Source organism: Gemmatimonas phototrophica (assembly GCF_000695095.2).
Taxonomy (GTDB): domain Bacteria; phylum Gemmatimonadota; class Gemmatimonadetes; order Gemmatimonadales; family Gemmatimonadaceae; genus Gemmatimonas; species Gemmatimonas phototrophica.
The window spans coordinates 210,017-233,263 of sequence record NZ_CP011454.1 but is presented as its reverse complement, the minus strand read 5'-3'; the positions used below and the strand labels follow the sequence as shown (position 1 = coordinate 233,263).

Sequence of the window (23,247 nt, the reverse complement as noted above, 5' to 3'; positions counted from 1 at the left end):
ATCGCCCCCGTTTCGTTTTGTTCATTCAGCCAGTGGAATCAGCAGCCGACGCACCGGTTGTTGTTGCGGGCCCCGAGCTTCTCGAGCAACAAGATCGTCTCCGGGAACGGGCGCAGACGCTGCACCGGCCCGTTGGCCAGGTCCACGGTGGTGCGGAAGTCGCGACCAACGGCCTTGGGGTCAGCGCCCTTGCTTACGAGATACTGAATCATCTCGTTGTCGCCACGTGAGGCCGCATGATGCAACGGCGTGTAGCCGTTGAGGTCGCGCTTGTTCACGTCGTGCCCCAGCTCTTCCACCAGATACTTCATTACGGGCATCCAGCCGTCGGGCGCATGCCGGTGCGCATTACCCGCGAAACCGTTGCCGTAACCCACGCCGGCCGCGGCGTGAATGGGATACGTGCCAATACCCACCGGAACCGCCTTGGACGCGGAGTCGAGCCACGCGTCGGGCTTAAATCCGCCACCTTCACCCTGCGTCGGGGCGCGGCGACGTCCCAGCTGCGGCGGACGGAATGACGGCATGGTATCAACGGCGCCGGCCTTCTTGAGCATCTTCATGGCCTCGAGATCGACCGCGTACGTCGCACGCCAGAACGGCGACGTGCCATCGAGCAGCTCCAGGCCGCAGTTGGCGTTGCCACAGTTGCTGTAGCCAAAGAACCAGATGTTCTTCTTCATGCGCACATTCACATCGGCACCGGCCTTGATGAGGGCGCCCATGAGTTCGTAGTGCGTCGTCTTCTGCAGCTGCACCGCCTGCGGCTGCGGATACCGTGACCGCGGATGCCAGAAGGTGTTGATGGCGGCATACAGCGGCGTCAGACCGTGAATGCTGGCCAGCTTCACATCGGCCCCACGCTTCACCAGCTCCATGGCCAGATCGAAGTGGCCATTGATGGCGGCGTGGAGCAACGGCGTGGTGCTGTCGCTGGCCGACATCTCATTGATGTTGGCACCCCCATCCACCAGCGCCATGGCCGCCGCGATGTTGCCCTGACGCACCGCGTGATGCAACGCGGTCATGCCACCCATGCTCCCCACCGACGCTTCGTAGTTGGCGTTGAAGCCATTGGTGGTATCGCGCGGCACCACCGTTTCGGTGGTCTTGTCGATGTCCTTCTTTTCGTACATCGCGCGCCCGGCCAGAATGGCTTCTTCAATCTGCTTGGGCGTAAGCGACGCCACCGGCGGCGCAATGAGCCCGATGCGCGGGGCCTTGGCGCTGTCAGCTTTGGGCGCGGGCGGGCGTACCGGTACGGTCGATGCCGGCGCCGCCGCCGTTGCAACAGCACCAGTCGCAGCACCGGCTGCCGGCGCCGCCTTTTTGGCCGTATCCGCACCCGGCACCGGCTCAACGCCAATGCCAAACTGCCGACGCAACGCGGCCTGCTCCGCTTCCTGCTTGGAGATGGCCTTGAGCGCGGAGTCGCGCACCTTCTCCGGCAGGAACGAGAACAGCATTTCGTTCCGCTTGCGGGCGGCCGCCTGCTGCCGTGCCAGTTCTTCGGTGAGATCGACCTTGTTGGACTTGAGCTGCGTGCTGGCGCCCGCCTTGATGAGCGCGGCAATCACCGCGGGGCGATCGGCCGACGCCGCAAACATGAGCGGCGTCTGCCCCCAGTTGCGTTCCGGGGCGTTCACGTCCGCCTTCTTGGCCACCAGGGCATTGACCGAAGCCACATCGCCGGCCTGCGCCGCCAGATGCAACGCGGTGGCGCCCGTGGTGGTGAGCACCTTGGGATCGGCCCCGGCCGCCAACAGCGATTGCACCACGGCGCCGTTGCCGCCGCGCGCCGCAATGTGCAGCGGGGTGTAGCCGCCGTTGCGCGTCGTGGGCGTGAGCTTGGCCCCCGCCTTGAGCAGCGCACTGGCCATGGCCGCATCACCACGCTCGGCCGCCCAGTGCAACGCCGTCATCCCATCACCCAGCGGAATGTTCACGTCGTTGCGCTGCGCCAGCAGCGTGCGCACGCGTTCGAGATCGCCCTGACGCGCCGCTTCGGCAATAGCCGGCGACGCGTTGGTGGGCCGTGCCGCGCCCACCGAGGAAAGTCGCACCGGCTGCTTGCTGTCAGTCCGGGTGCCCTGCGCCAGCGCCGGCACCGACAGGAGCGCCAGACTGGCCGCTCCGGCCACGCCGGCTATGAGATGAATCCGCAACGGGGTCCGCATGCGGGATATCCTCGATCAGGCGTTGGTGTAAAGCGCGAATGGAGCCACGCTGTCGCCGAAGCTCGGCGCGTCCACATTGTACTTGTGCAGCAGCGACAGGAACACGTCGGCCATGGGCGTACCGTCGGGCGCCTTGAGGTGCGTGTTCGTGGGAAGCATGCCGTTCTCACCGCCCAGCAGAATGAGCGGGCAGCGACGATGGTTGTGCACGTTGCCGTCGGCCATGGGCGACCCGTACACAATCGTCGTGTTGTCGAGCAGGTTGCTGTCGCCTTCCTTCGTGTCCTTGAGCCGCTGCAGGAAGTACGGCAGCATGGAGACGTGGTACTTGTTGATCATGTTGAACTCGAGGATCGCCGACTCGCGTCCGCCATGGTGCGACGCCGGGTGGAAGCCCTTGTTCGTACCGCTCTCGGGGAACGTGCGGCTCGACGCATCACGACCGGTCTTGAAGGAGAAGACACGCGTCATGTCGCTCTGGAATGCCAGCACCTGAATGTCAAACATGAGCTTGACGTGCTCTTCGAACGAGTCGGGCACGCCCACCGGCGCTTCCGGCAACAGCCGCTCGTCGCCGCTCTGGTTCTTCGCTTCCACCTTCTGAATACGACGCTCGAGTTCGCGCACGTTTTCGAGATACTGATCCACGCGACGACGGTCGGTAGGGCCGAGCGTGCGCTTGAGCGCGCTCATTTCGTCCACCACCCAGTCGAGAATGCTGCCGTTGTCCTTCCGGCGCGACGAACGGTCGGCGTTGGTGGACCCGGCGCCGAACAACAGATCGAAGGCGGCGCGCGGATTGCGAATCATGGGCAGCGGATCGTTCGGCGACGCCCAGCTGATCGTGTCGGTGTAGGCGCACGAGTAGTTGTACGTGCAACCGCCGGCCTGATCGAGATTCTCGATGCACAGCTGCATGGAGGGGATGGGCGTGTCCTGCCCGATCTTGCGCGCCACGATCTGATCGAAGCTGGTGCCCACAAACAGGTCGGACCCCTGCGTCTGCTTGGGGTGCGACTGCGTGAGGAACACCGCGCTGCTGCGGAAGTGATCGCCGCCGATTTCGGGCGCATCAAACGCCTCGGCCATGCGCACGTCGGTGTTGCTGACAATCGTGAGATGCTTGCGCCAGTCGTTCAGTGGCGCGAGCGCGCTGTCGGCGGAGAACTCAAACTGACGCCCCACCCCTTCCGGCGCCCAGAGGTACTTCGAGGCACCCCAGCTGTTGCTGCCGGCCGCGCCGTGCACCGACTCAATGCACACCAGCCGCTGATGGCCAGCGGCCGCGGCGGCGGCACCGCTCCCGGCAAGGAAGCGACGCGCGGGTTCCATGGCGTCGAGATACGGCAGGGCGACCGTCGCACTCAACCCCTTCAGGAACGACCGGCGTTCCAACGTCTTCTGCGTCAAAAATTGCATCGGAGAGGCTCCTAAAGGGTTCAGTTCTGATTCGCGTCAGCCGAGACCGGCTCGACGCGCTTGGTTTGGAAGGCCTTGCTGTTCACCACACCCATCACGAACGCGGACATCCGGTAGTTCTGCTTGCCGGCGTCGCGCACAATGGCGCGCACCGTGGGCATGTCGTAGTCCTCGACGCGACGGCCGAGAGCATACGCCATGAGGTTCTCCGTGAAGTTCCGCATGAGTGGCAACGGACGCTTCAGCAGGGCCTTGGTCAGGTCGGCCGTGGTGGTGATGGCCGTGCCGTCGTACAGATTGCCACGCGTATCCAGCTGGGCGCCGTTCTCACGGAAGCGCAGCTTGCCGGTGACGTCGAAGTTGTCGAGCGCCAGGCCAATGGGATCCATGAAGTTGTGGCAGGATTTGCACGTGGGGTTGGCCCGGTGCATTTCCATACGCTCACGCGTCGTGAGCTGCTTGCCGTCCTTGGCGCCCACGGTCTGCTCGAGGTCCGGCACGTTGGGCGGCGGCGGTGGCGGCGGCGCGCCCAGCAGCACTTCCATGACCCACTTGCCACGGAGCACCGGGCTCGTGCGATTGCCGAGGGAGGTTTGCACGAGCACGCTGCCATGGCCCAAAATGCCACGACGCTGATCGTCGGCGTAGGCCACTTTGCGGAAGTGCGAGCCCGACACATTGGGAATGCCGTAGTGGCGCGCCAGCCGCTCGTTTACAAACGTGGAGTCGGCGGTGAACGCCGTGAGCACGCTGCGGTCGCGGCGGGTGAGGTCCTCGAAGAACAGCTCCGTTTCCTTCTGCATCGCGGCGCCGAGCTGCGAATCGAAGTCGGGGAAGAGGAACGCGTCGGGCTTCACCTTGTCGAGATCCTGCAGGCGCAGCCACTGTGCGGCGAAACGGGTGCTCAGCGCTTCGGCACGCGGGTCGGCGAGCATGCGGCGCACTTCGGCGTTGAACACCGCCGGCTGCGACAGGCGGCGCGTCTTGGCGAGCGTGAGCAGCCGTTCGTCGGGGATCGTGCTCCACAGGAAGAACGACAGGCGCGTGGCCAGCTCGTTGTCATCGATGCGGAAGTCGGTGCCTTCCGCCACACCGGCGGGGGTGCGTTCGAAGCGGAAGATGAAGTGCGGACTGGCCAGCATGGCCTGCATGCCGAGGCGCACCCCTTCCTCAAAGCCTTCCGTTCCGCCAACCGCGGCGCCCTTGTCGTAGAAGCTCATGAGCGAGCGGCGATCGTTGGCCGTAAGCGGGCGACGATAGGCTCGGCTGGCGAGGCGTTCCAGGATGCTTTGGGCGCAGACGCGCTGCGCGGCAGCGGCCTTGGGGGCGCAGGTGAAGATGGCGCGACGGCTGCGGGAGTCGGAGAGCCCGGTCACCTTGGTGGGGCCCGCGATCAGCACGTCCATGAGGTAGGCCGGCTCGGTGGTCCCGGGCGCGCCATTGCCCTGCGAGGCACGCGACCACTCATGCGGCTTGATGAGATCTTCGTACGGCCCTTCGGAGTTTCTGGCGAAGGCGACGGTGACCGTGCGCTGACCGCCCTTGATGGCCAGCGGCTCAGTGGTCAGGTAGTCGGCGCCCAACGGGAGGTCGGCCGATTCGCTGTTGCGATTGATGCCACGGTCGTAGCGCAGCAGCGCCACGCGTTCGCCATCGATGGAGACATCCACGTCTTCGTTGGGGCGACCAATGCCGCCACCCACGTTCACGCGGATCTGGTATTCGCCATCAGCCGGGAACGAGTGCTTGATGACAAGGCCGCCGCGCGTGCCGTACGGCGTGCCTTCCACGTGGTCCCACGGGTGCTGCGACGCGAAGGGCGAAGTCTTGTACAGCACCTGCTGCACCCCCGTCTTCGTATCGCCAACGGCCATGCGGCTCACGGCGGCGGCGGCGTTGAGGTAGCCCTCCAGCAGCGTGGGCGACAGCACCTGCACATCGGAGATGTTATCGAAGTTGGCACTCTTGGTGTCGAGCGGCAGCCAGTCGCCGGCGTCGACATCGAGGCCGACCAGATCACGCAACACGCGCTCATACTCGGCGCGATTGAGCCGCTGGAAGGAGCGCGTTCCCGGGTTGGTGGGCACGGCGTCCATGGTCTGTTCCAGCGTTTCCACGAGCGCGAGCAGGGTGTCGCCAGTGGGGCGCCTGGACCCCGGCGGCGGCATCATCTCGGCGCGCAGCTTACGGATCATCTTTTCGGTGGCATCGCTCCCAGTGGCCTTGGCAATGCTGTAGCCGCGGAGATTGAGATTGCCCCGACGCATGGTGGGATTGTGGCACTGGCCACAATAGCGCTGTACCGTGCTGTCGAGGGCAGCGATGGCCATGCCGCGGGCGCCAAACTTGGCCGGCGCGCGGGTCGGCGTAATGGACCGGGAGAGTACCGGATGCGTTGCGGCCGCCGGACCACGCGCGGGCGTGGCGGAGGCAGCGCGTTCACGAGTTGGCGGCAACGGATCGGACGTCAGCAACGATGAGATCATCGTTACCGATGCCGTCAGTCCCGACCATGCGAGCAGAACCTTCATGCAGCGACTCCACAGAGTGCGCCCGTGTCATGCATCGCGGGGCGATGAACAACAGCGAGCGTCGTCTACCTGCTGGACCAGCGTGTACCACGGGGGTGCGCCTGCTCCGACGGGGGGGGAGATCGGAGAGTGGTGCGCGTACTTGAAATTACGCACGGTCGGGACAACCCGCTGCGAATTCGTTGAAAAATGCGAATGAGGGAGATTACATGGCCGGGACCGCGGCGGCCTGGTGCGCGACCCGGCGGCGTGCGTGCGGCGCCGCTGCGCGAAGCGCGCCCCCTGGACTGTCGCGCTGCTGGCGGATCAGGTGGCGGGAATTACCCGTGGCAGCAACACCGCGTGCAGCACGGCATGCACAGGCGTGGCGACGCTATACTGCTGTCCCAGCCGCACTACCGCGCCGGTCTGGGCGTCAAACTCACTGGGGCGTTGCGCGAGGAGGTCGCGTGCCATGCTGGTGCGTTCGTGCGGTGGCAAACTGTCATATCGCTGCCAAACCACGGCTTTTGCATCGGCTGGCCACGCGACACCGACGGCTTGCCCCACCGCAATGACTTCGTCAAGCGCGGCGTCCACCAGCGCGCGGGTCTCCGCAATAGTTCGTACGGGGCCGAACGACTCTCCCGTGGCCGCGCAGACAACCCCAATGGGCTCAATGAACAGGAATTTTTCCCAGAGCGCGACCGCCATGTCGGCGGGAATGAGCGCCTGCATCCCTGCCGCGTTGATGGCGTCAGCAATGGCGGGAAGGGCGGCCGCGACGGCCGGGGCTGGCGGGTGCCCGGCGCGCGGTCCGAACTCCAGCAGCGGCGTGACCGCCATGTGGCGGATCTTCCCGGGGCCGGCCTGTTCGGCAATCACCCGGCACAACCCTTCCAGCACATGGTCGGGGCCCAGCGCCTGCGCCAGTTGTACGCTGGCCTCCACCCCGTTCTGCAGTGGGATAACCGCCGTGTGCTGACCAAGCAGGGGGCGCAGCGACGGCGCAATGGCCGCCACCTGCGTGGCTTTCACGCCCACCAACACACAATCCACCACACCAATGGCGGCGGGATCATCGGTGGCGTGCGTGGGAGAGAGGTGCACGTTGCCGTGCACACTCTCCAACTGCAGCCCCTGCGTGCGCAGCACCTCCAACGTGGTGCCGCGCGCGAGGAACGTGACCTCGTGACCAGCCGTGGCGAGTCGGGCGCCAAACACGCCGCCCACTGCACCGGCACCCACCACGGCTATGCGCATACGCGTTGAACTCAGTTCTTGGTGAGCGCGAAACCGGCGATGTGCGCGTCGGTGTTGTGGCCCATGCGGAAGCCCACCACGCCGTCGGTGCTCTTGAGCTTACCCGCACCGGTCACTTCGGCCTTGGTATAGCTGGCCACTTCCTGCCCGTTGATGCTGCAGGAGACCTTGTCGCCCTTCACCGACATGGCGATTTCCTGCGTGACCGGCTTGCCCTTGGCTTCGGCCTTGTTCACCGCCGGGTGCATGCCGCCGCGCGGGCCGTTCATCTGGAACGGGGCCGGACCAAAGCCACGCACGATGAAGTTGCCGTTGCCGTACGCCGCGCAGTACAGGTAGCTGGCCCCCTCGGCGCCCATGTCGTTACCGGCCATGACCAGCCCGTACGGATGCGGGTGGTTGTTGAGCCCCATGTACTCACGCTCCGAGAAGGTGGCCTTCACGGTGTAGTCACCGCTCGCCTTCATGGACGGATTCCAGTACGTAATGGCCGGACCAGTCGTGGCGTGCATGCCCGGGCCCATCGACACGAACTTGGCGCTGTCTACGGTGAGACCGGCCTTGGCTTCCTTGGCGTCCACGACACCCATCCACCCCTTCATCTGGATGCCGCCTTTGACGGCCATCGACTTCTCGTTGTCCTGCGCCTGCACGAGCTGGGGCACGAGGGCCAGGGCGAGTGCCGCGGCGGCACCCTGCATGAAACGCTTCATGAGCAACTCCTTTGCTTCGGTAGGATGACTCGGTGGGAGGCTGAATACTCGCCCTTTCCCACGGGGATGCAACTCTGCGCGATGATTCGCGGTCCAACGGGGGGTCAGAGATGAAGCACGCGCCACGCCACAGCCGTAGCTTTTCCGACCACTCCCCACCCCCGAGGACCCGAATGCCTCCCATCGACGCCCCGCTGCTCCACCGGCCGTGCTGGTTCGATCTGTCCACCTCAGACCTCGGCGCGGCCAAGTCGCTCTATAGCGAACTCTTCGGCTGGAGCTATGAAGACATGGGGCCCGCGTTCGGGCATTACACCATGGCCCGCACCCCCAGCGGGCGGGCCGCGGCTGCCCTGGCGCCCAAAATGCCGGGACAAGAGGCCATGCCAACGGTGTGGACCGTGTACTGGGGAACCGCCGACGCCGACGAGACCATCGCGCGCATCACCACCAACGGTGGTCAGGTCATGGTGCCACCCATGGACATCCCCGGATCCGGACGCATGGCGATCGCCGTCGATGCGGACGGGGCCGTGTTCGGGCTCTGGCAAGCCGACCCGTTCATCGGCGCGGAGATCGAGGGCGAACACGGCTCCATGTGCTGGAGCGAAGTGAACAGCCGCAATGGCGCGAGCAACGCCGAGTTTTACGCAAAGGTGTTTGACCTCGACGTGCACAAGCTGGACGCGCCCGGCGTGGTCTATCACACGCTCCATCCCGCTGGCGGCGGCGCCCCCGTGGCCGGCGTACTGCAGATGGACGAGCACTGGGAAGGCATTCCGCCCAACTGGATGCCCTACTTCGCCGTGGCCAACCTGGAGGAAGCGAATGCGGTGTGGGCCAAGCACGGCGGCAAGACCGTGGCGGGACCCATCAACTCACCCCACGGCCGCATCATGATCGTGCAGGACCCACAAGGGGCCTACCTCTCCTACATGGCAGGATGAGATCTGAGATCGGAGATGTGGGACGCTGAGGTGAGAGCGTTGGGACGATCGAGGTGCGATGGATATCGAGGGTGAGAGGGGCGAGATAACCACGACAGTGAGAGGTGCGAGCAGTTGCCTCCGCACTGATGTGCCCCCCACGGACGCCGCTGGAACAGCGGTCGTCCCCGCTGTTACGAGCGGACGTAAGCACTCGCACCTCTCATCGTCGTGGTTATCTCGACCCTCTCACATTCGATATCCATCGCACCTCGGGCCTCGCAACGCTCTGACTCTCAGATCTCAGATCTGAGGCGGCCGAGACAAGCGGTGTGTGTCCCGCCGCGAACGCCGCCGCTTATTCGTCGCTTCCACTCCGCAGTTGCGGCACGCCGTTGGTGGCCGAAGACTGGAGCAGTCCCGTCGCCGAGTAGATGGCGAGCTTGTCGCGGGTGTCCACGATGTCGAGGTTGCGCATCGTGAGCTGCCCAATGCGATCGAGCGGCGAGAAGTATTCCTGCCCCTTCTCCATCGTGAGACGCTCGGGCTTGTACGTCAGGTTCGGACTCGACGTGTCCATGATGGAGTAGTCGTTGCCACAGCGCAGTTCGATGGTCACTTCACCCGTGACGGCGCGCGCCACCCACCGCTGCGCGCTCTCACGCAGCATGAGCGACTGCGGGTCGAGCCAGCGCCCCTGATACAGCAACCGGCCGAGCTTCTTGCCGTTCAGGCGGTACTGCTCGATGGTGTCTTCGTTGTGAATGCCCGTCACCAGCCGCTCGTACGCAATGAACAGCAGCGCGAGCCCCGGCGCCTCGTAAATGCCACGGCTCTTCGCTTCAATGATGCGATTCTCAATCTGGTCGGTCATCCCCAGCCCGTGACGGCCACCAATCACGTTGGCTTCGGTGAACAGCTCGAGCGCGCTGCCGAACTCCTGGCCATTGATGGCCACCGGATACCCTTCCACGAAGCGGATGGTCACGGTCTCGCGCTTGACCTCCACCTCATCACGCCAGAACGCCACACCCATGATGGGTTGCACGATGTGCATCCCCTTGTTCAGGAACTCGAGGTCCTTCGCTTCGTGCGTCGCGCCCAGAATGTTGGAGTCGGTGGAATAGGCCTTCTCCACCGACATCTTGTACTCGAAGCCCGACTTGATGAGGTACTCCGCCATCTCCGTGCGGCCGCCCAGTTCGTCGATGAACTGCTGATCCAGCCACGGCTTGTACACCCGCAGATTGGGGTTGGTGAGCAACCCGTAGCGATAGAACCGCTCAATGTCGTTGCCCTTGAACGTGCTGCCATCGCCCCAGATGTTTACATCATCTTCGCGCATCGCCGCCACCAGCATCGTGCCAGTCACGGCCCGACCCAGCGGCGTGGTGTTGAAGTACGTCTGCCCCGCCGTGCTGATGTGGAACGCGCCGCACTGCAGCGCGGCCAGCCCTTCGGCCACCAGCTGCGACCGGCATTCAATCAACCGGGCCTTCTCGGCGCCGTACGCCATCGCCTTGCGCGGAATCTCGTCGTAGTCCGTTTCGTCGGGCTGGCCGAGGTTGGCGGTGTACGCATACGGAATGGCGCCCTTTTCGCGCATCCAATGCAGCGCCGCGCTGGTATCGAGACCGCCGGAGAAGGCAATGCCGACCTTTTCGCCGGCAGGAAGGTGCTGAAGAATGTTGGCCACGGAGAGCTCGGTGCGCAGACGGAAACAAAGGATGGACCCCGGAAACTAGCACAGGAGGGGGCACGTTCGAAACGCGGGTAGTGCATCCACGACACCGTGCGGCGCGAACCTACGGTAGACCCTCACAACCGAGTCCCATGACCCTGTGGCTTGCCCGCCTGACCAAACCTGTTCCCGTGCCGCTGGCCGGGGATGTGCTGTTGCTTGTCCCCCGTCTGGTGTGCGGCTTCATGCTCACGGTGTACTTCGGGGCGCCCAAGTTCGGGCTCCCCTGGTCGCCGCCGGAGAATGGACTGGGATTCTTTGAAGTGGCCTTCTGGTTCCCGAATGACGTGGCGGAGTTTGGCGGCCTGTTCGCGCAATTTCCCAACACGCTCGCCTGGTTGGGCGCCTTTGCCGAGGGGGTGGGTGGTGTCTGCATTCTGCTCGGGCTGCTGGCGCGTCCCTTCGCCTTTCTGATCATGTGCACCATGCTGGTGGCCATCTTTTTCCAGCAATGGCAAGCGGGCTATTGGAACATGCTGCCGGCCACCGGCTTCGTGTGGTTTTCCCTCTTTACCATGGTGTTGGGGGCGGGACGGTTCAGCCTCGATGCGCTGATCTCGCGGGAGCGTGCGTCGTGATGTGCCGGCGTCGATGGGGTACCACGGCGGCAATGTCCGCGCTGGCCATCATGACCGTGGCCACGGGGTGCGTGCAAGAGGCGTACGTCCGCACGGTGATCTTTCGTGTGGATGTCTCGCGGGTGCCCGACGTAAGGAGCGTCGGGGTGCGCGGCGCCGACCTGCCACTCTCCTGGCAACAGGACACGCCCATGGTCCCGGTGCCCGACAGTGCCGGCCTCTATACCGCAACCGTCTCAGCACGCACGGGCCGTCTGGTGACCGAGGTGAAGTTCGTGGTAAACGGCACGTTTGAATTCTCGTCGTCGCAAGACCAGGGGAACCGGCAGGTGCGGCTGCCGCGGACCACCACGGGCGGCGACACGGTGGTGTATCGAGCCGTGTACGATCAGCGCTGAGGCGGGGGGGCTCCGAACGGCTGGCGCTGAAGCGAGCCTGCGCTGTTTCTTACGGAGCCGCATTTCTCCCGACCGAGACCGCCCCGCATGAGTCTTTCCCGACGTGAAGCCCTGACACACTTTGGCGCGCTCCTGGCGCTCCCGCTGGTGGAGTGGCCGGCGTGGGCGCAGCTGGCTGCCGATCCGCTGCACGGGACCATTGCCCAGTATCAGGCCGGTCGCCTACGCGGCGAGTACACCGCGCTCGAGATCACGAAGCGCGCCCTGGAGCAGTGCCGCACCAGAGGCGTTCAACTGCGCGCGATCGATCTCTTGGCCGACAGCGCGTTGGCCGAAGCATCCGCATCGGACACCCGGTGGCGGGCCAAGGCGCTGCGGGGACCGTTGGACGGCGTACCGCTCTTTGCCAAGTCCATCTACGACATGGAAGGGTTGCCCACCACGGCCTCCAGCGCACCGTGGGCGGCACTGTTTCCCGCGCGCGCGACGCGTGATGCCGTGGAAGTGGCTCGGCTGCGCGCGGCGGGTGCCGTCATGCTGGGCAAGACGGCGGCCGATGACTTTGCGTATCGCGGCAACGGCACCTCGAGCTATACCGGCCAGGTGCTGAACCCGCACGACAACGGCGGACGCATAACGCCGGGTGGCTCCAGTGCCGGGTCGGCGGTCGTGGTGGCCACCGCCATGGCGTTTGGCGCGCTGGGCACCGACGACGGCGGCTCCAATCGCATTCCGGCGCAGTTCACCGGCGTGGTGGGAGTGAAGCCTACCTTTGGGCTCGTGCCGCGCAGCGGCGTCATTCCCACCTGGCCGGTGCTGGATACGCACGGGCCGCTCGCCCGCACAGTTGCCGACGCAGCGCTCCTGCTGGATGTGCTGGCCGGTCATGACAAAGATGACGGGCTGTCGTTGACGGGGCGCTGGACCCGTGGGGCGCTGCAGACGCTCGACGCAAACGCGCTGCGAGGCACACGACTGGGCTTCGTGGAGCGGCATGCGCCGCGCGCCCAGATGACGGCCGAGTGTCTGGGGATCCTCGATGCGGCCGTGGCGAGTTGTGTGGACGCCGGCGCGATTGTGGAGGCATTTGCGCCGGCGGTGGACCGTGTGACGTATCGCGAGCAGTTTGCCGCTGCAGCCAAGGCCCGCGGCGATGTGGCGCCAAACGCCAATGCGCCAGCCAGTACCGCCAATGCACTGCGTCGGTACTTCGAACGACAGGGCGTCGATGCCCACGCCGCGATGCAGCGTGGGCTGGCCTCGTATCGGGCGTTTTACGATGTGCTACCCGAGCAGTGGGAGGCCATGGCGTCGCTGGCCGCACAGCCCTACGAACACGATGCGGCATCGGTGAGTTTTTTGCGCTCCCGCGACGCCGTGGTGGCCCAACTCGCGCGCAGCATGCAGGAGCGCCGCCTCGACGCGATGATCTATCCCACCATGCCGTTCAAAGCGCCGAACGCCAGCGACCCGTGGCCCGATGTGCGCACCCCGCTCGGCTACGGCAACTGGCTGGGGCTCCCAGAAATTTCCGTTCCAGCCGGCTACGGCGCCGACGGGCTCCCCGCCGGCAATCTGAGTTTTGTGGGGTTGCCAGGTTCGGATGCGAAGCTGTTCGCCTTGGCGCATGCATTCGAGCAGCGGCAGGCGGCGTTCAGAATGGCGCCTCTTTAAGACGGCGGTTCGTGGAACTGCAACTGCGGTTCGGGTTTGGACCTGCCACTGCAGTATTGGAAGACACCAGCAGTTCTGGACTGCCACTGCAGTTGAGGAGCACGGCGGTTTGGGTTTCTGCGGAACGTGCCGCCCGGCTTCGCCTGGGCGGCACGTTTTTGGTGGTTGATATAACCGCCAACTGCAGTTGCAGTGAGACAACCACCAAAGGAATGCGCCCGCCCGGCAAAGCCGGCGGGCGCTTCCATACAGACCCCAACTGCGGTGCACCTCAACTGCAGTGGTGGTCAAAAACTGCAGTGGCAGTCCAGAACTGCAGTGGCAGGTTCAAACCTGAACCGCTGTTGCTGTTCAATCACCGACGCCGAGTGAACAGCTTCTTCGGAATCATCACGTGTACCCCCATGGTGCCGTCCACGAGTTGCGTGATGCGCACATCGCAAGCGGTGCTGACCAGCTGATACGCATCTTCGCGCGGGAGCTGGTACACATCGCCCAGCAGCACGATCGCTTCACGCACCGCGATTTTGGCGGCAACGGTGAGATTGCTGTCGGCGGCCATGGCTATCCAGTGGTCGCGCGTTTCGCCGCGGGGCCAGGTGAGCTTCATGTCCTTGCGCACGATGAGCTGCAGCGTGCCACGCAGCGCCGTTTCGAGCGCGGTGATATCCACTTCGCCGTCACCCTGCGCGGCGTGTCCGTCGCCAATGTGCAGCAGCGCCCCGGCCACATTCACCGGGATGTACAGCACCGTGCCGGCGGTGAGTTCCTTGTTGTCCAGATTCCCGGCGTGCATGCCCGGCGGCGCGCTGTTGATGCGCCCGCGGGCAGTTGGCGGCGCCACACCCACGCTGCCGAAGAACGGACCCAGCGGAATCTCGATGCCGCGCTCGTCGTCAAAGCGGCCAATCATGCGCTGGGCATCCAGCGGAATGATCTTTGAGCGCGTGGTGTTTGGAAAATCTTCCGGAATGAATCCGCTGCGCGACGAGAAGCTGTTGCAGGCGAACGGAATGGCCAGATCAATGCGGTGGAAGCGCACCTCCAGTACATCACCCGGCTGCGCGTTCTCCACGTACACCGGACCGGTGAGCACATGCCCGCCCGGTCCACGCTTGAGCGTACCGGCCGTCACCGCCGCCTGAATGGCCCGAATGGCCGGCTCCACGGTGCCGGTATCCATGCCGGGTTGCAGCAGACGCGTGCCACAGGTGGACACGGTGCTCACATCGAGCAGATCCCCCGACGCCATGCGCAACACCGGCGGCGCCTCGGGATCGTAGCCGCCATTCACCACCGTCGTGGGCGACGGTCGCAGCGTATGCGTGGCGGCCGCCGCCGTCGGTGTCCAGAACGGCGCGATGGCCCGTTGGGAACCGGAGGCGCAGCCGGTGGTGAGAGCGCCGAGGATGAGTGTGGCGAGTAGGTGTGGGCGCATGCAGAGTCGGAGGAGTGTTACTGCGGTTGGGGAACTGCTACTGCGGTTTGGGACTGCCACTGCAGTGGCTTTTAGAACACCGCGTGCTCCCCTCGATCGTCCGCCACCTCGCCGCGCAACAGCCGCGCGTAATGATCCGCCAGCGTATCGCTGCCGAATGAGGGGGTGGCTACGGCATCATATCGCTGGGCTACCGGATCCCAGAGCAACATGGATTCGGTGGCGTAATAGCGACCAATGCGCGCAAACTCGGCCTTGTCGCGCAGCGGCGGGATGATGGCACCGAGCGTGCTGAACACGCCGACAATCACGTCGAACAACGCGACGGGGACGCTCTTGAACTGCGGTGGTTTGCCGGCCAGCGAGAAGAGCAACTCCCCTTGTTGCCGGAGCGTCATCGCGTCGCCCGGGCCACCAATGGGAAGAATGCGATTGGTCCAGCTGGGGTTGTGCAGACATCCCGCCAGAAAGTGCGCGAGATCGCCGTCGCTGATGGGTTTGCAGGCGGTGAGGGCGCCGTTCCCGAAGAGCAGAAATGGCTTGCCCTGCTGCACGCGCTTCACCTGACCGGAAATGCTCTTGAAGAAGGCCGTGGGACGCACGATCGACCACGTGAGTCCGCTGTTCATGAGGGCTTGCTCAAAGGCCAACTTGGCGTGCTGAAACGCCAGCAGTGGTTTCTGCACACAGATGGCCGACAGCAGCACGAATTGCGATACCCCCGCCGCCTTCGCGGCGTCCAGCACATGACGCTGCGCGTCGTGATCAATGGCCCACGCATCCTTGGAACCGCCGGTGCGCGACGCCATGCAGCTCACGACCGCATCAAACGACTCACCGCAGAATCCGTCGCGCACGACACTCTTGGCATCGGACACATTGCCAGTGCGCACCGTGGCTCCAGGGATTGCCGGCGCCTGTCCGTTCCTGGCACGCACAAAGCAAACCACCTCGTGACCGTGCTGCACCAGTGCCTGCACCGTGGCACGTCCAATGGTGCCGGTGGCTCCCACCATGAAGACGCGGCGGGAGCCGCGCAGGCGGTTCAGCAGCGCGTACCCCTCACGCCAATCACCAAGCCCACTGTCGCCATTGATGTGTCCACGGGCCCCGATGTTGACGAACGTGCTGCCCCACGACGCCGCATATCGCTGCGCACACTCGAGCGAGACGTATTCGTCGTTCGTGCTGGCCACCACGATACTCGGAAATGGCAGCGACAGGAGCGGCACCGGGGAGAACCCACTCGGTCCCGCCGGATAGGCCGAGCCATCGGGATCGCTGGGCGCCACCAGCAGGGCGCCGCGGACCTTGGCGAGCAGCTGTGCCGGTGCGGTGCTCGCCCAATGCGCCACGGTGATGCACGACGAGCTATGCCCAACCAGCACGACGGGCCCGTTGTGCTGCTCGATGGCCTGTTGCAACGTGGCCGCCCAGTCTTCGCACCGCGGCGTCGCCCAGTCGTCCTGCATGACTCGGACGCAGGCGGCATCCAGCGCCTCCCACCGGCTCTGCCAGTGGGTCGGCCCGGAATTGTAGAGACCGGGAAGAATGAACGCCGTGATCATGGCAGCAGGGGGAAGCGGCGAAAGAGCATCGTATCCACGACAGCAGGAAAGATAGTCTCGGCGATGCGGCGGTCGCGGGGTAATGGCCCGCGGGACGTCGAAAACGGCAGACCGCAGCCCCACAGACGGCAGTGGGCAGCAGTCGCAGCGTGTACTTTTGTGTGACGGCCCTCTGCCACCGGTGTGGCTGCCGTCCGCCGTCTTGCTGTTTCACCGCCCCGCCCCACCCGCCATGTCGCTCCTGCTCCCCACCCCGCTCGTCAGCACGGACTGGCTCGCACAGCACCTCGATCACGCCGCCCTGCGGATTGTGGACGCCAGCTGGTACCTGCCCTCTGCCGGGCGCGCGCCGCGCGAGGAGTTTGCGTCGGGACACATTCCGGGGGCGGTGTACGTCGACCTCGATGCGTTGGCGGATGAGAACGCACTCTACCCGCACACCCTGGCCGCGCCCGATGTGCTGGCGGCCCGGTTGGGCGCGCTGGGCATTGGCGATGACACCGCGCTCGTGGTGTACGACGGTTCGGGACAGAACTTCAGCGCCCCGCGGCTGTGGTGGATGGTGCGCACCATGGGACACGCCAACGTGGCCGTGCTCGACGGCGGTCTCCCCAAGTGGACGCGTGAAGAGCGCCTGCTCTCGGTGACGATCACCAGTTACCCAGCCGCGACGTTCACACCGCGCCTCGATGCCGCACGGTGGCGTGATCTGGAGGCCATGCGTGCCACCGTGGCCAACGGCAGCGAGCAGGTGGTGGACGCGCGCTCCCTGGGACGCTTCAGCGCGACAGAAGCCGAACCGCGCGCCGGCGTGCGTGGCGGCCATATGCCGGGGGCGCATCATGTGCACTACGCCACCATGGTACAGAGCGACGGCACCATGCTACCGGTTGAACAGCTACGTCAGAAGTTTGCCGATGCCGGTGTGGACATCAACGCACCCATTGCCGCCAGCTGCGGCACCGGCATTACCGCCTGCGCCGTGCTGCTGGCCCTCGATGTGGCCGGTGCCACGCAAACGGCGTTGTACGATGGCAGCTGGACCGAGTGGGGGAGTCAGCCCGACACGCCGGTGGAAACCGGCGCCTGACGGCTACTGCTGCCGCCGTTTCAGCTCCTTCTCCACCGCACCCAGTTTGGTAATGGTGGGAATCATCCCCAGCATGGGTACCACGAGCAGCGGCAGATAGACCACCATCGAACCCGTCAGCCCCTTCTGCATCACCAGCGCGACAAACACCAGCACCAGCAGTGCGTCGATTACGGCAAAGATGATCACGCCGCGCATCAGCTTGCTCTTCGCGGTGCGCAGGGAGTCGATGGACTCCTGGGAGAGATTCGGCGTAGCCATTCAAGAAACGGGTGAAATGGTGGAAGCACTGCTGTCGGAAAGCACAGTGGCGCGCACGATATAATCGAGCGCGGGAAACCAGCGGGTGAGATAACGATTCCCCTGCCGCACCGCGCGAATGGCATTCGGCTCCTCACCATACTCGGCGTTGAGCTTTTCCACCACATCCATCCCCTGCACCACGCGGCCAAAGGGGGTGAACAGGCGTTGTCCGTCCAACTTGCGCCCGTTCTCACCGGTGCTGATGAACAGCTGCGTGGAGCGCGAGTGTGGACCGTTGGCCGCGAAGGCCAGCGTGCCCTTGCGATTGCTGGTGCGCATCACGTCGTCGGCAATGGTGGCCGTATCCCACACCGCATTCACCGCCGGATCGCCGTGCACGCCAAATTGCACCACAAAGCCGGGGACGAGTCGAAAGAAACGCACGTCGGCGAAATAGCCGTTGGTCACCAGCTCATAAAAGCGATCGGCCGAATGCGGCGCGAGATCGCGGGTGACCTCCACCACAAACGGGCCTTTGCTCGTTTCAACGCGCACGGTAAAGCGGGCCGGACTCGCCACTGCTGGCGACTGCGGCGGTGGAATCACGGGCGCCGCCTGCACTTTGGCGGTACTATCGACCGGACGCCGTTGCTCGGCGGGCGCACCGCAAGCCGCGGCACCGCCCAGCACGGCCATGATCAGCCCTACCGTTACCAGCGCCCGTCTCGCGCCATGCGTACTCTCAGTCAGCATGCGCAGAAGTTATCCCCAGGCTCTCCTTCCCGCCGCCCATATGCGCCTCCCCCTCCTGTTGGCTTCCCTATTGCTGCCTGCCGCCCTTTCGGCGCAGTCCTCATCAGCCCTCACGCTCTGGAAAGCAGGGTCCCCCGCCTTTGGCATCTTCGTGCCCAGCGAGCGGGCCCCCGGCGCCACCGACGCCAATGGCAAACGACTTCCGCCACTCTACACGGCGGATGGCGCCAAGGCGCTCGGCGCCAACCCGCTACACGACTATCTCTTTCTCAATCTGGAAGGCGCCTACGATGTGGAGGCGGTGAAGGCCATGGTGGCCGGGCTCAAGGCCAGCAGCGGACACCCCACGTTGCTGGTGCGCATTCCCACCATTGAGGCGGCCGGCGCCGAACTTACCCGCGCGCGCGTGAAGGAAGTGCTGGCGCTGGGCGCGGAAGGCGTGGTCATTCCGCACGTGCGCAGCGCGAGTGAAGCGGCGCTCGCCGTGAGCTTCTTCACGGACCTCAGGGCGAATGTGTGGTCACCCAAGAACCCCGCGGGCACCGTTATCGCGATGCTCATGATTGAAGACAAGGGCGCGGTGGCCGAGATGCAGGCGATTGCGGCAGTGCCGGGATACAGCCTGTTGTCGTGTGGCATTGGCAGTCTCACGCGCGACATGGGTGGTGATGCCCCGGGCGCGGAAACGGCGTGCAAGAATGTGCGCGACGCCGGTGCAAAGCTGGGGATGCCCAGCATGATGACGGCAAACGACAAAACCATTGGCGATCGTCTCGCCAAGGGCTATCTCGGCTTGCTCATGGCCGGCACCGCCGAACAGACTGATGCGATCATTCGCACGGGTCGTGAACTGGCCAAGCGGAAGTGAGCATCATGATTCGCACTGCAACCGGCACACTCGCCGCCCTCGTTGGCACGCTGCTCACGGCGCCACTGGGCGCGCAGCCAGCGGCCGACATTCCGGCCAAGTACCGTGACATCGCCAATCGCATCATTGCTGCAGCGCAAGCCGACAGCGCGGGGGCGTGGAACAGAATTGCGGAGCTCACCGATCGCTTTGGACATCGACTGTCGGGGAGCGTAGCCCTCGAGCAGGCGATTGACTGGACGGTGCAAACGATGACGCATGATGGCCTGGCCAACGTGCGCAAGGAACCAGTGATGGTGCCGCATTGGGTGCGCGGCGAAGAGTCACTGGAGCTCGTGGCCCCACGTATGCAGAAGCTGCCCATGCTGGGACTGGGTGGCAGCATTGGCACGCCGGCACAGGGCATCACCGCCGACGTCATGGTCGTGGCCAGCTTTGAAGAGCTCACGCAGCGAGCCAGTGAGGCGAAAGGAAAGATCGTGTTGTACGACGCCGAGTGGCGGGACTACGGCTACAACGGTTCGTTCCGCCGGTTGGGGGCCATTGCCGCGGCCAAGGTGGGCGCCGTGGCGAGTCTCGCTCGCGCGGCAGGACCGTACAGCATGCGCACGCCGCACACTGGCAGCATGAGCTACGACAGCACCGTTGTGAAAATTCCACACGCCAGTGTGACCGCCGAAGATGCCATGATGATGCGGCGCATGATCGCACGCGGACAGCCGGTGCGCGTCACGTTGCGCATGAACGCACAAACGCTCCCCGATGCGCAGAGCCACAACGTGATGGGTGAACTGCGTGGTCGTGAGCGTCCCAACGAGATCGTGGTCATGGGCGGCCACATTGATTCGTGGGACGTGGGTCAGGGCGCCATGGACGACGCTGGTGGGGTGGTCGTGGCGTGGGAAGCGTTGCGACTGCTCAAGAAGCTGGGGCTCACACCGCGTCGCACCATTCGCGCGGTGGGGTGGACCAACGAAGAGAACGGCATGCGCGGGGGGAACGCGTATCGCGACATGCACAAGCAGGAGCCGCATCAGCTGGCCATCGAAAGCGATGGCGGCGTGTTCAACCCGCTGGGCTTCGGTTTTACCGGCACGCCCGAGGCGCGCAAAGCCATTGAAGCCATTGGCTCACTGCTGGCGCCCATTGGGGCCGGCAAGATTGGCCCCAGTGGTGGTGGCGCCGACATTGGCCCCATCATGGCCACCGGCGTGCCGGGGATGGGGCTCGAAGTGGATGGCAGTCGCTACTTCTGGTTTCACCACACCGACGCGGATACGCCCGACAAGCTGGATCCCACAGAAGTGCAGCGCTGCGTGGCCGTCATGGCGGTGATGGCGTTTATCGCGGCCGATCTGGAGCAGTCGCTACGCTGATACTGATCTGATACTGATCTGATAATGGCTCTATAATGGGATAGCGAAGGCTCACGATGGACGGGGCGGTTACACCACCGCCCCAAACAGTTTGCCGGCGGCATAGGTCAGCCCCATCGCAAACGCCCCCCAGAACCCAACGCGCCAGGCCCCGGTGAGCGCACTCGCGCCACCGGCCCGGGCGGCCAGACCGCCCAGCAGCACGAGCAGCACCAGCGATCCCGCGGTCACGACCCAGGCCGCCAGCGCCGCCGGTGTGACCCAGGCCATGGCCAGCGGCACCGCAGCGCCCACGGCGAAGGTACCGGCCGACGCGACCGCCGCCTGCAGCGGCCGGGCCCGCTGGTGCTCCGAGATGCCCAACTCATCGCGCAGATGGGCTTCGAGCGGATTACGCGCCGTGAGTTGTTCGGCCACCTGCCGCGCGAGCGCTTTGTCGAGCCCGCGGGCTTCGTAAATGCCGGCCAATTCGTCGAGTTCCTGCTCCGGGTCCTCGGCCAGCTCCCGCGTTTCGCGAGCCGTGTCGGCCGCTTCGGTATCGGCCTGAGAGCTTACCGAGACGTACTCGCCGGCCGCCATCGACATGGCGCCCGCCACCAGCCCCGCCACTCCCGCCACCACCACCGCGGCCGGGTCGGCGCCCGATGCCGCCACCCCTACCACCAGACTGGCCGTGGAGACAATGCCGTCGTTGGCGCCCAGCACCGCCGCGCGCAGCCACCCCACGCGATCGAGTCGATGTGCTTCCACATGTCGCGGCATACCACTACTCCAGCCTGAGAAATCCTGCGTTCGCAGCCGCACCCATCCACTGGGATGATTCTGCACTAACTTACCGGGATGACCTCAGAGAAGCTGTACCGCCTCATCACTGCCGACGGCAGCTCCGTTTCGAGCCCCACCAAGGGTACCGTAGGCGGACATCGCAAGAATCGCATCTATGGGCGCCTGGACTGCAAAGCCGCCCGCCGTGCTCTCGGCACCGGCCGCAGCTACGAGCAGCAGCGCGTCTTCTTCGCCGACGAAGCCACGGCCATTGTCGCCGGCTATCGGCCGTGTGCGGTGTGCATGCCGGAGCAATACAAAGTGTGGAAGCAGTCGTCGGCACGGTAATCCGCAACGGCGGTTCGGGTTTGGACCTGCCACTGCGGTTCTGGACGGCCACGGCGGTTTGGGACGACCACTGCGGTTGAGGAACACGGCAGTTGGGGTGGAAATGGAAGCGCCCGCCGGCTTCGCCGGGCGGGCGCATTTCCTTGGTGGTTGCGTTACGACCACTGCGGTTGTGGTTACTCCAACCGCCAAAGCGTGCCGGCCCGGCGCAGCCGGGCGGCACTTTCCGGAGAAACCCAAACTGCCGTGCTCCTCAACTGCAGTGGCAGTCCGGAACCGCAGTGGCCGTCCAAAGACTGCAGTGGATGTTCCAAACCTGAACCGCAGTGGCGTTTGCTAGCCAATGACCGTGGATAGCACCCTGAGCATATTGCCGCCGAGGACCTTTTCGGCCTCACCGCGCGAAAAGCCGCGCTGCTGCAAGGCCGCTCCCCAGGCGCCGAGTTTGTTGTAATCGGCGAAGACCGGCTCGAGATTGCCGTCCATATCGGTGCCGAGTCCCACGTGGTCAACGCCAACCGTGTCGATGAGTCGTTTGGTGTTGTCCACGAACTCATCGAAACTCTTGTTGAAACCGCTGGGCCAGGCGCCAATCACGCCGCCGGTTTGCGCAACCAGTTTGGCGTGCTCCACACTGATGGAGCGTGCGGCCAGCAGACGGCTGCTGTCCATGGACAGAATGCTGTGTGACAGAATGATGGGCGCCGTGGTGAGGGCCACGACCTGTTGCACTGTCTGCATGGAGGCATGCGCGACATCGATGAGCATGCCGCGGGCGTTGCACCGGGCGACGACCGCTTTGCCGAGTGTGGACAGCCCCTGATGTTGCGCCGGCTGCGTTTGCAGATCGCCGAGCGCACTGGGTACATAGTGCACGATTTGCAGCGAGCGAATGCCATCGGCATACAACACATCCACGCGCTGCGCGTCGCCGTCCAGGAATTCGCCACCTTCGCAGCCAAGGAACGCGGCCACGGTGCCTTCGCGCTGCGCGCGCAGCAGATCGTTGGATTGGGTGGCAATGAACGCCGGCGTCCCCACCAGCTGTGCGCGTAGCAAGCGCAGTTGCCGCGCATACTCCACCACCGCTTCTCCCGGGGAGTACGCGCCGCGGGTTTTCACGCCGGTGGGCGTGAGCTCAATGAGTGGGGCATCCCCCACCAAGCTGAAGAACGCGCCCGTGAGCTGACCGCCGCGCATGCCCCGCACGGTACCACCTAGCGAATCGTCGCCGACATATCCCGGCTTCCCCTTGTTGAAGAAGGCCCCGGGATGCGTGTGCAGATCAAACGAGATGGGCGGCAGTTGAGACTGTTGAGGTCTCAGTGCGGTGGCTGCTGTGGCGAGGAGGCTGCCGTACAGAAACTCACGTCGGGAGAGCATGGCGGGGCGAGGGTTG

Annotated in this window: 20 protein-coding genes and 1 pseudogene; 8 read left to right on the top strand and 13 right to left on the bottom strand. The window is 65.1% G+C overall.

Going from position 1 to position 23,247, the window contains the following annotated elements:
• Nucleotides 1-38: 38 nt before the first annotated feature.
• The 5 genes from GEMMAAP_RS01010 to GEMMAAP_RS00990 form a co-directional block, all read right to left on the bottom strand.
• Entirely contained in the window at nt 39-2,177 is a 2,139-nt protein-coding gene (locus GEMMAAP_RS01010) for an ankyrin repeat domain-containing protein (RefSeq protein WP_026849070.1), read from the bottom strand.
• A 15-nt stretch (nt 2,178-2,192) separates the two neighbouring features.
• Nucleotides 2,193-3,596: a DUF1552 domain-containing protein gene (locus GEMMAAP_RS01005; protein ID WP_043580101.1), complete on the bottom strand. Its 1,404-nt coding sequence runs from the start codon at nt 3,594-3,596 to the stop codon at nt 2,193-2,195.
• A gap of 20 nt (nt 3,597-3,616) precedes the next feature.
• Entirely contained in the window at nt 3,617-6,127 is a 2,511-nt protein-coding gene (locus GEMMAAP_RS01000; RefSeq protein ID WP_053333899.1) for a DUF1592 domain-containing protein, read from the bottom strand.
• 306 nt (nt 6,128-6,433) lie between these two features.
• A complete protein-coding gene (locus GEMMAAP_RS00995; protein ID WP_026849068.1) occupies nt 6,434-7,369 on the bottom strand; it encodes a 2-dehydropantoate 2-reductase in 936 nt (311 codons plus the stop codon).
• Nucleotides 7,370-7,380: 11 nt separating this feature from the next.
• On the bottom strand, nt 7,381-8,082 hold the full coding sequence (locus GEMMAAP_RS00990; protein WP_026849067.1) for a hypothetical protein: 702 nt from the start codon (nt 8,080-8,082) through the stop codon (nt 7,381-7,383).
• Between the two features lie 173 nt (nt 8,083-8,255).
• Here GEMMAAP_RS00990 and GEMMAAP_RS00985 point away from each other — a divergent pair, with 173 nt between their 5' ends.
• Nucleotides 8,256-9,029 (top strand): VOC family protein, encoded by a 774-nt coding sequence (locus tag GEMMAAP_RS00985; RefSeq protein WP_026849066.1) that lies wholly within the window; start codon nt 8,256-8,258, stop codon nt 9,027-9,029.
• 337 nt (nt 9,030-9,366) lie between these two features.
• Here the strand turns inward: GEMMAAP_RS00985 and argG are convergent, their stop codons facing one another.
• Nucleotides 9,367-10,704: an argininosuccinate synthase gene (gene argG, locus GEMMAAP_RS00980; protein WP_026849065.1), complete on the bottom strand. Its 1,338-nt coding sequence runs from the start codon at nt 10,702-10,704 to the stop codon at nt 9,367-9,369.
• 137 nt (nt 10,705-10,841) lie between these two features.
• Here argG and GEMMAAP_RS00975 point away from each other — a divergent pair, with 137 nt between their 5' ends.
• The 3 genes from GEMMAAP_RS00975 to GEMMAAP_RS00965 all read left to right on the top strand — a co-directional run bounded on the left by GEMMAAP_RS00975 (nt 10,842) and on the right by GEMMAAP_RS00965 (nt 13,399).
• Nucleotides 10,842-11,327, top strand: a complete 486-nt coding sequence (locus tag GEMMAAP_RS00975; RefSeq protein WP_043580100.1) for a DoxX family protein — start codon at nt 10,842-10,844, stop codon at nt 11,325-11,327.
• Nucleotides 11,328-11,359: 32 nt separating this feature from the next.
• A complete protein-coding gene (locus tag GEMMAAP_RS00970; RefSeq protein ID WP_026849063.1) occupies nt 11,360-11,725 on the top strand; it encodes a CBM20 domain-containing protein in 366 nt (121 codons plus the stop codon).
• Nucleotides 11,726-11,812: 87 nt separating this feature from the next.
• A complete protein-coding gene (locus tag GEMMAAP_RS00965) occupies nt 11,813-13,399 on the top strand; it encodes an amidase (protein ID WP_026849062.1) in 1,587 nt (528 codons plus the stop codon).
• A gap of 355 nt (nt 13,400-13,754) precedes the next feature.
• On the opposite strand, the gene GEMMAAP_RS00960 is transcribed toward GEMMAAP_RS00965, so the two are convergent.
• The 3 genes and pseudogenes from GEMMAAP_RS00960 to GEMMAAP_RS21120 all read right to left on the bottom strand — a co-directional run.
• Nucleotides 13,755-14,837, bottom strand: coding sequence for an acetamidase/formamidase family protein (locus GEMMAAP_RS00960; protein WP_026849061.1), 1,083 nt, complete (start codon nt 14,835-14,837; stop codon nt 13,755-13,757).
• 71 nt (nt 14,838-14,908) lie between these two features.
• Nucleotides 14,909-15,853: an NAD(P)H-binding protein gene (locus GEMMAAP_RS21125; protein WP_043580359.1), complete on the bottom strand. Its 945-nt coding sequence runs from the start codon at nt 15,851-15,853 to the stop codon at nt 14,909-14,911.
• A 39-nt stretch (nt 15,854-15,892) separates the two neighbouring features.
• Nucleotides 15,893-16,405 (bottom strand): annotated as a pseudogene (locus tag GEMMAAP_RS21120) (RBBP9/YdeN family alpha/beta hydrolase); the annotation flags it as partial.
• 232 nt (nt 16,406-16,637) lie between these two features.
• Between GEMMAAP_RS21120 and sseA the strand changes: the two are divergent.
• Nucleotides 16,638-17,495, top strand: coding sequence for a 3-mercaptopyruvate sulfurtransferase (gene sseA / locus GEMMAAP_RS00945; protein ID WP_043580358.1), 858 nt, complete (start codon nt 16,638-16,640; stop codon nt 17,493-17,495).
• 3 nt (nt 17,496-17,498) lie between these two features.
• Here sseA and GEMMAAP_RS00940 read toward each other — a convergent pair whose 3' ends face one another.
• Both GEMMAAP_RS00940 and GEMMAAP_RS00935 read right to left on the bottom strand, forming a co-directional pair.
• Entirely contained in the window at nt 17,499-17,756 is a 258-nt protein-coding gene (locus GEMMAAP_RS00940; protein ID WP_026849058.1) for a hypothetical protein, read from the bottom strand.
• Nucleotides 17,757-18,491: a peptidylprolyl isomerase gene (locus tag GEMMAAP_RS00935; RefSeq protein ID WP_053333898.1), complete on the bottom strand. Its 735-nt coding sequence runs from the start codon at nt 18,489-18,491 to the stop codon at nt 17,757-17,759.
• Between the two features lie 40 nt (nt 18,492-18,531).
• Here GEMMAAP_RS00935 and GEMMAAP_RS00930 point away from each other — a divergent pair, with 40 nt between their 5' ends.
• Together GEMMAAP_RS00930 and GEMMAAP_RS00925 are read left to right on the top strand one after the other, a co-directional pair.
• Nucleotides 18,532-19,359: an aldolase/citrate lyase family protein gene (locus tag GEMMAAP_RS00930; protein WP_158514682.1), complete on the top strand. Its 828-nt coding sequence runs from the start codon at nt 18,532-18,534 to the stop codon at nt 19,357-19,359.
• A 5-nt stretch (nt 19,360-19,364) separates the two neighbouring features.
• Entirely contained in the window at nt 19,365-20,735 is a 1,371-nt protein-coding gene (locus GEMMAAP_RS00925) for a M28 family metallopeptidase (RefSeq protein WP_026849057.1), read from the top strand.
• 69 nt (nt 20,736-20,804) lie between these two features.
• On the opposite strand, the gene GEMMAAP_RS00920 is transcribed toward GEMMAAP_RS00925, so the two are convergent.
• Entirely contained in the window at nt 20,805-21,497 is a 693-nt protein-coding gene (locus GEMMAAP_RS00920) for a VIT1/CCC1 transporter family protein (RefSeq protein WP_026849056.1), read from the bottom strand.
• A gap of 78 nt (nt 21,498-21,575) precedes the next feature.
• Here GEMMAAP_RS00920 and GEMMAAP_RS00915 point away from each other — a divergent pair, with 78 nt between their 5' ends.
• Nucleotides 21,576-21,848: an Ada metal-binding domain-containing protein gene (locus tag GEMMAAP_RS00915; protein ID WP_026849055.1), complete on the top strand. Its 273-nt coding sequence runs from the start codon at nt 21,576-21,578 to the stop codon at nt 21,846-21,848.
• Between the two features lie 336 nt (nt 21,849-22,184).
• On the opposite strand, the gene GEMMAAP_RS00910 is transcribed toward GEMMAAP_RS00915, so the two are convergent.
• Complete coding sequence (locus tag GEMMAAP_RS00910; RefSeq protein ID WP_053333896.1) at nt 22,185-23,231, bottom strand: dipeptidase; 1,047 nt, start codon at nt 23,229-23,231, stop codon at nt 22,185-22,187.
• Between the last annotated feature and the right edge of the window lie 16 nt (nt 23,232-23,247).